This is a genomic window from Streptomyces niveus, from assembly GCF_001723055.1.
Lineage (GTDB): Bacteria > Actinomycetota > Actinomycetes > Streptomycetales > Streptomycetaceae > Streptomyces > Streptomyces niveus.
In genome coordinates this window covers 1-6,186 of record NZ_MDCR01000258.1, presented here as the reverse complement: position 1 = coordinate 6,186, position 6,186 = coordinate 1, and the positions used below count along the sequence as shown (strand labels likewise).

6 protein-coding genes are annotated in these 6,186 nt (G+C 71.2%); 5 read left to right on the top strand and 1 reads right to left on the bottom strand.

The features are described 5' to 3' along the window. Positions 1 to 58: 58 nt before the first annotated feature. Positions 59 to 682 carry an LAETG motif-containing sortase-dependent surface protein gene (locus tag BHU15_RS26765; protein WP_167756088.1) on the bottom strand — a complete coding sequence of 208 codons (624 nt, stop codon included), beginning with the start codon at positions 680 to 682 and terminating at the stop codon, positions 59 to 61. Between the two features lie 273 nt (positions 683 to 955). Here BHU15_RS26765 and BHU15_RS26760 point away from each other — a divergent pair, with 273 nt between their 5' ends. From BHU15_RS26760 to BHU15_RS26740, 5 genes are read left to right on the top strand one after another with little or no spacing between them, the layout of a single operon-like run. Continuing rightward, entirely contained in the window at positions 956 to 2,422 is a 1,467-nt protein-coding gene (locus tag BHU15_RS26760; RefSeq protein WP_069629531.1) for a PQQ-dependent sugar dehydrogenase, read from the top strand. Continuing rightward, positions 2,412 to 3,380: a LamG-like jellyroll fold domain-containing protein gene (locus BHU15_RS26755; protein ID WP_069629530.1), complete on the top strand. Its 969-nt coding sequence runs from the start codon at positions 2,412 to 2,414 to the stop codon at positions 3,378 to 3,380. The genes BHU15_RS26760 and BHU15_RS26755 overlap by 11 nt, the downstream gene beginning before the upstream one ends. 59 nt (positions 3,381 to 3,439) lie before the next feature. Beyond that, positions 3,440 to 4,759 (top strand): NAD(P)/FAD-dependent oxidoreductase, encoded by a 1,320-nt coding sequence (locus tag BHU15_RS26750; RefSeq protein WP_069629529.1) that lies wholly within the window; start codon positions 3,440 to 3,442, stop codon positions 4,757 to 4,759. Positions 4,760 to 4,762: 3 nt separating this feature from the next. Beyond that, positions 4,763 to 5,065: a 4a-hydroxytetrahydrobiopterin dehydratase gene (locus BHU15_RS26745; protein ID WP_069629528.1), complete on the top strand. Its 303-nt coding sequence runs from the start codon at positions 4,763 to 4,765 to the stop codon at positions 5,063 to 5,065. A 37-nt stretch (positions 5,066 to 5,102) separates the two neighbouring features. After that, complete coding sequence (locus BHU15_RS26740; protein ID WP_069629527.1) at positions 5,103 to 6,059, top strand: AraC family transcriptional regulator; 957 nt, start codon at positions 5,103 to 5,105, stop codon at positions 6,057 to 6,059. Positions 6,060 to 6,186: the final 127 nt, after the last annotated feature.

Here is a 6,186-nt window from a genome sequence, read left to right as displayed (position 1 = left end):
CCGTCGGCGGTTGTGCCCGTCGTACGTCGGCAGGTGTCAGCGGTGGTCGCGAGGTGGGTCAGTTGCCCACGGCGCGGCGCTTGCGCGCGGCCCACGTGATGCCCGCACCGGCCACGAGTATGACGGCGGCGGCGCCCGCGATCAGCGGGGTCGTGCTGGAGGAGCCCGTCTCGGCGAGGTCGTCACCGGCGGGGCTCGGCTGCGACGAGGGGACCTCGGCCGCGGCGGTCGTCTTGCTCGGCTCCGGCTCCGGCTTCGCCTCGGACGGCGTGGGCGTCGGCTCGGTCGGCGGCGTCGTGGACGGCTCCGGCTCCGGCTCGGTGCCCTCGCAGACCGGCGCGGTCTTGGTGTCGTCGAGCGAACCGTCGTTGCCCGAACCGTCCACCACCACGAGGTGGAGCGACAGTTCCTTGGTGTGCTCGGGCAGTTCGATCTTCTTGTGGAACTCGCCGCCGAACTTCTCGGTGGGCAGCAGGTCCTTGCCGTCGACCGTCAGGGTCACCGTGTTCTCTTTGTCGGCGGTGTAGTTGACGAGATCGACGCTCACCTCCGAGCAGGTCACGGCCCAGGCCGGGGTGTGCGCCACCGCCGGGGCGACGAAGAGGCCGACGCCGAGCGCGCTCGCCGCCGCGACCGTCACGAGCGCCCCGGGGCGTCGCCACGATCTGTTGAATACTGTCACTGAATCCTCCGCATGGACTGCGCCGCCCAGGATGACGGCGCGGGCGCACAGTATCGCCATTCGAGACCGACTCCCCACGCACCCCTACCGACTTGACCGTCTCATGGGGCTGTCGTGTCTGAAATCGGTGGCCGCACCACTTTGCTCGCTCCCGGCCCCTTGCCGCGCCACCGCCTCGTTTGTAACTTGGCGCAGATGCTTCGTAGGAAGCGCTTTCTGTGTGGTCGGAGAAGAATGTCCGAGCCGTACGTCCGAGCCGATGAGGTGAGCGGGATGCCCAAGCCCGGAAAAACAGGGAGAACAGCCAGACGCCGACTGGCCGTCGCGGCGGGGGTGTTGCTGATGACCCTGGTCGTACCCCCGGCGTCCGCGCGGGAGGACGGGCCGATCGCCGATCCGCTGCCCGACCCGACGCTCTCCGAAATTGGCCTGGTTCTTGACGAATTCTCGACGCTCCCCAGGTCGGCGCCTCTGCCGCCGCCGACCGACGACCGGCTGAAACGCTGGGCGCGGATCAACTTCGTCGGTGAAGTCCCCGACGGAACAGGCCGGTTGTACGTCCCCGACCTCAACGGCAAGATGTATCTGCTCAACAGCACCGGCACGCCTACCGAGTATCTGGACGTCGGCGCGGCCGTCGGCCCCGACTTCTGGTCCCACCAGGGCCTCGGCAGCGGCTTCGGATTCGTCGCGTTCCACCCGGACTTCGCCGAGAACGGCAAGTTCTACACCGTCCACACCGAAGCCAGGGACGCCCTCAAGAAACGCCCCGACCTGCCGTCCGGCGGTGTCACGGTCGTCCACAGCGTGGTCACCGAGTGGACCGCCACCGACCCGGGCGCCACGACCTTCGCGGGCTCCCGCCGCGAGGTGATGCGGCTCGGCTTCCAGGGCACGCTCCACACCATCCAGGAGATCAACTTCAACCCCAACTCCCGTCCGGGGGATCAGGATTACGGCCTCCTCTACATCGCGGCCGGCGACGGCGGCGCGGGCTGGCGCAGCTCGGTGCCACAGGACCTGTACGTACCTCAGGGCAAGATCCTGCGCATCGACCCGGCCGGCCACAACGGCCCCGGCGGCAAGTACGGCATCCCGCCGTCCAACCCCTTCGTGCACCGGCAGTACGTGCTCGGTGAGATCTACGCGTACGGCTTCCGCGACCCGCACCGGTTCAGCTGGGACGCCGGCGGCAGCGGCCAGTTGTTCGTCGGGAGCATCGGGGAGCACCGCATCGAGTCCGTGTACGACGTCAGGGCCGGCGACAATCTGGGCTGGAGCGACCGCGAGGGACCCTTCGAGTACCGCAAGGAGGGGAACCCGACCTGCGGCGTCTACCCACTCCCGGAAGACGACGCGAGCTACGGCTACACCTATCCCGTCGCGGCCTTCGACCACGTCCCGCCGCCGTCCACGCCGTGCGCCGACAGCGGCAACGCCCTGATCGGCGGCTTCGTCTACCGGGGCACGAAGATCCCCGAGCTGCGCGGCAAGTACGTCTACGGCGAAGGCGTCGGCGGCCGGATCTTCTACTCCGACGTCGCGGAGATGCGCCGTGGCGGGCCGCTCGCCGAGGTCCACCAGTTCAAGGTCCTCGACACCACCGGCGCCACGACCTCGATGGCGGAGCTGGCCGGGGACGACCGGGTCGACCTGCGGTTCGGCATGGACCTCGACGGTGAGCTGTTCGTCCTCGCGAAGGCCGACGGCACCATCTGGAAGGTGACCGATGCGCGCTGACCCCTCGGGGCGCCGCGCCGCCCGCACCCCGGGGCGCCGCGCCGCCCTCACTCTCGCACTCGCCACGACCCTGCTGGCCACGGCGTTCGCCCCGGCGGGCGATCCCACGGACGGGGCGGATCCGGTGAGCGTGCCGCGCCCCGTCGCCGCGTACGACTTCGAGCACCCCGTCCCCGGGGACTACGCCCGCGAACGGGACCGGGGCCTGTCGGGGACCACGCTCGACCTCGTCAACGGCGGGGCCCAGGCGCGCGTGCGGGACGACGAACGGCGCGGCCATGTGCTGCGTACGCGCCAGGTCTCGCCCACGGTCCGGGGCAACGACGACTGGAAGGCCGGGGTGTACGGCCCGCAGGGGGTGCCCACCCTGGGCGCCTTCAACGGGGCGCGGCAGGCCACCGTCATGGGCTGGTTCAAGATGACCGCCGACAATCCCGCGCCGAACTCCGGCACCCCCGACCCGGACGACCGCTACAACGCCATCGGCCTCGCCGGGATCCTCTCCGGCACCTCGCAGGGCCACGACGTACGCGCCCTGCTCGAACTCATCACGGTCGACGGCGAGATGAAGGTCGTCGCGCTCGGCCGCCGCCTGGACGGCGGGAGTTCGCAGACGTTCGCCGCCGACGCCGGCTGGCGCGACATCCTGCCCCCGGACACCTGGGTCTTTCTGGCCGCGACGTTCGACTTCGACAAGGGCACCATGGCGCTGTACCGCGACGCCCGCCCGCTGCCCGGCCGGTACGTCGTACCCGGCGACCCGTGGGCGGTGGACGGACCACCGGAACCGGACACCGCCTCGCCCACCGACCCGCGCGGCATCAAGATCGGCGGCAGCTATCCGCAGAACACCCAGGAGGGCAATCCCTGCGACTGCCGGATGGACGACCTGACGTTCTTCGACCGGGCGCTCACGCCCGCCGAGATCAGGTCGCAGTACCGGCGGACCGGAGGATAATAGAGGTCTACGGGGGCAGCCGACCTTACGACCCGACACTCCACCGTCCGGAGTCGAACGTGAGCCGTTCCCGCATCGTCGTCGTCGGAGCCGGATTCGCCGGCTTCGAGGCCGCCCGTACGCTGTCACGGCGCGTAAGGGAAAAGGCCGAAGTCGTCCTGCTCAACCCGACCGACTACTTCCTCTATCTCCCGCTCCTGCCCCAGGTGGCCGCCGGAATCCTGGAACCGCGCCGGGTGACCGTCTCCCTCGCCGGCGCGCTGCCCCGCGTACGCGTCGTGCTCGGCGAGGCCGGCCACGTCGACCTGGAGAAACGGCTCGTGCGCTACACGGGCCCCGAAGGCGAGCGGGGCGAGCTGACGTACGACCGGCTCGTCCTCGCCGTCGGCAGCGTCAACAAACTGCTGCCGATCCCGGGCGTCGCCGAGTACGCGCACGGCTTCCGGGGCCTGCCCGAAGCCCTGTACCTGCGCGACCACGTCACCCGCCAGATAGAGCTCGCCGCCTCCGGAGACCCCGCCCTGGCCACGACCCGCACCACCTTCGTGGTGGTCGGCGCGGGCTACACCGGCACCGAGGTCGCCGCCCAGGGCAAGCTCTTCACCGACGCCCTGATCCGCAAACAGCCCGGCTGGGAACGCAGGCTCAGCCCCCGCTGGCTGCTCCTCGACATCGCGCCCCGCGTCCTGCCCGAGCTGGACAGCAAGCTGTCCGACACCGCCGACCGGGTGCTGCGCGGGCGCGGCGTCGACGTCCGCACCGGCACCTCCGTCACCGAGGCCACCCACAAGGGCGTCCACCTCGACGACGGGGACTTCATCGAGACCCGGACCCTCGTCTGGTGTGTCGGCGTACGGCCGGACCCCCTGGTCGCCGAGGTCGGACTGCCCGTCGAACAGGGCCGGCTGCTGGTCGATCCGCAGCTGCGCCTGCCCCGCCACCCCGAGGTCTTCGCCTGCGGCGACGCCGCCGCCGTACCCGATCTGACCAGGCCCGGCGAGTACACCCCCATGACCGCGCAGCACGCCGCCCGCCAGGGCAAGGTGGCCGGCCGCAACGTCGCCGCCTCCCTCGGGTACGGGGACTGGCAGACGTACGCGCACCACGATCTCGGCTTCCTCGTCGACCTCGGCGGCATCAAGGCCGCGGCCAACCCCCTCGGGGTACCGCTCTCCGGCGCGCTCGCCGGGGCCGTCACCCGCGGCTACCACCTGGCGGCCATGCCGGGGAACCGGGTGCGTGTCGCGACGGACTGGATGCTCGACGCCGTACTGCCCCGGCAGGCCGTACAGCTCGGGCTCGTACGCTCCTACACGGTGCCGCTCGACACCGCGTCCCCCGAACTGGCGAGGGTCCCCGGCGGGCCTCGTAAGGAGTGAGACATGGCGCAGGAATCGCTGACACCCAGGGAGATCGCCGACCGCCTGGCCGCGCTGCCCGAGTGGTCCGTGGAGGACGGCAAGATCGCCCGCAGCTACCGGCTGGCCGACCACTTCGCCGCGACGGCGATGGTGGTGCATGTCGCCGGGATCCAGCAGGAGCTGAACCACCACTCCGATCTCACCCTCGGCTACAACACCGTGGACATCGCGGTGAACTCCCACGACGTGGGCGGCATCACCGACCGGGACTTCGACCTGGCCGCACGGGTCGAGGAGATCGCGCCCACGCACGGCGCGAGCTGAGAACCGGACTCCCCGCCGCGCGTCTAATCTGACCGGTGTGGACGCACTCGCCGGACTTCTCGACGGACCCCGGGCCCGCGGGGCCTTCCTGCTGCGCATGGTGATGGAACCGCCGTGGTCCGTACGGATCGAGGACCACGCCCCGCTCTGTCTGATGTGCGTCACCCGCGGCGAGGCGTGGATCGTCCACGACACCCACCCGGAACCCGTCCTGGTGCGCCCCGGCGACATCGCGATCGTGCGTGGGCCGCAGGCGTACACCGTCACCGACGTCCCCGGCGGTACGCCGCACGCTCTCATCGGCCCCGGCGGCACCTGCCACACCCTGCGCGGTGAACCGCTCGCGCAGTCCATGCGCCTGGGCGTACGGACCTGGGGCAACGCCCCCGACGGATCGTCGACGGTGCTCGTCGGCACCTACCAGATGGCCGGCGAGGTCAGCCGACGGCTGCTCGACGCGCTGCCCGACGTGCTGCGTCTGCCCGCCGACGCGTGGAACTGTCCACTGCTGCCGGTCCTGGACGAGGAGATCTCACGCGACGACCCCGGCCAGAGCGTCGTACTGGACCGGGTGCTCGACCTGCTGCTTATCGCCGCGCTGCGCACCTGGTTCTCCCGCCCCGACGCGGCGGCGCCCGGCTGGTACCGGGCGATGGGCGACCCCGTCGTGGGCCAGGCGCTGCGGCTGCTCCAGAACGAGCCCGCCCACCCCTGGACCGTCGCGTCGCTCGCCGCCAGGTGCGGGGTCTCCCGCGCGGCGCTCGCCCGCCGCTTCACCGCGCTGGTGGGGGAGTCGCCGATGGCGTATCTCGCCGACTGGCGGCTGTCGTTGGCCGCCGACCGGCTACGGGAGACGGACGCCACGGTCGAGTCGATCGCCCGACAGGTCGGCTACGGCGGCTCGTTCGCGCTGAGCACGGCGTTCAAGCGGGTACGGGGCATCAGCCCGCAGGAACACCGCGCGGGTAAACCGGAGTTGGCGGCCGGGGGATAGCCCCAACCCGCCTTCGGGTGCCGCCCCGAGTGACGGGCAACGGGGCCGCTGGGACAGTTCGAGCATGAACCTGACCAGCTCAACGGGCCCCGCCCGTACCCGTATCGACACCGGCGACCTCGCGGCG

What these genes read in the sequence shown, in the direction of transcription:
- BHU15_RS26760 (WP_069629531.1), top strand. Translation starts at nt 956, where the DNA reads ATGCCCAAGCCCGGAAAAACAGGGAGAACAGCCAGACGCCGACTGGCC.
- BHU15_RS26745 (WP_069629528.1), top strand. Translation starts at nt 4,763, where the DNA reads ATGGCGCAGGAATCGCTGACACCCAGGGAGATCGCCGACCGCCTGGCC.
- BHU15_RS26755 (WP_069629530.1), top strand. Translation starts at nt 2,412, where the DNA reads ATGCGCGCTGACCCCTCGGGGCGCCGCGCCGCCCGCACCCCGGGGCGC.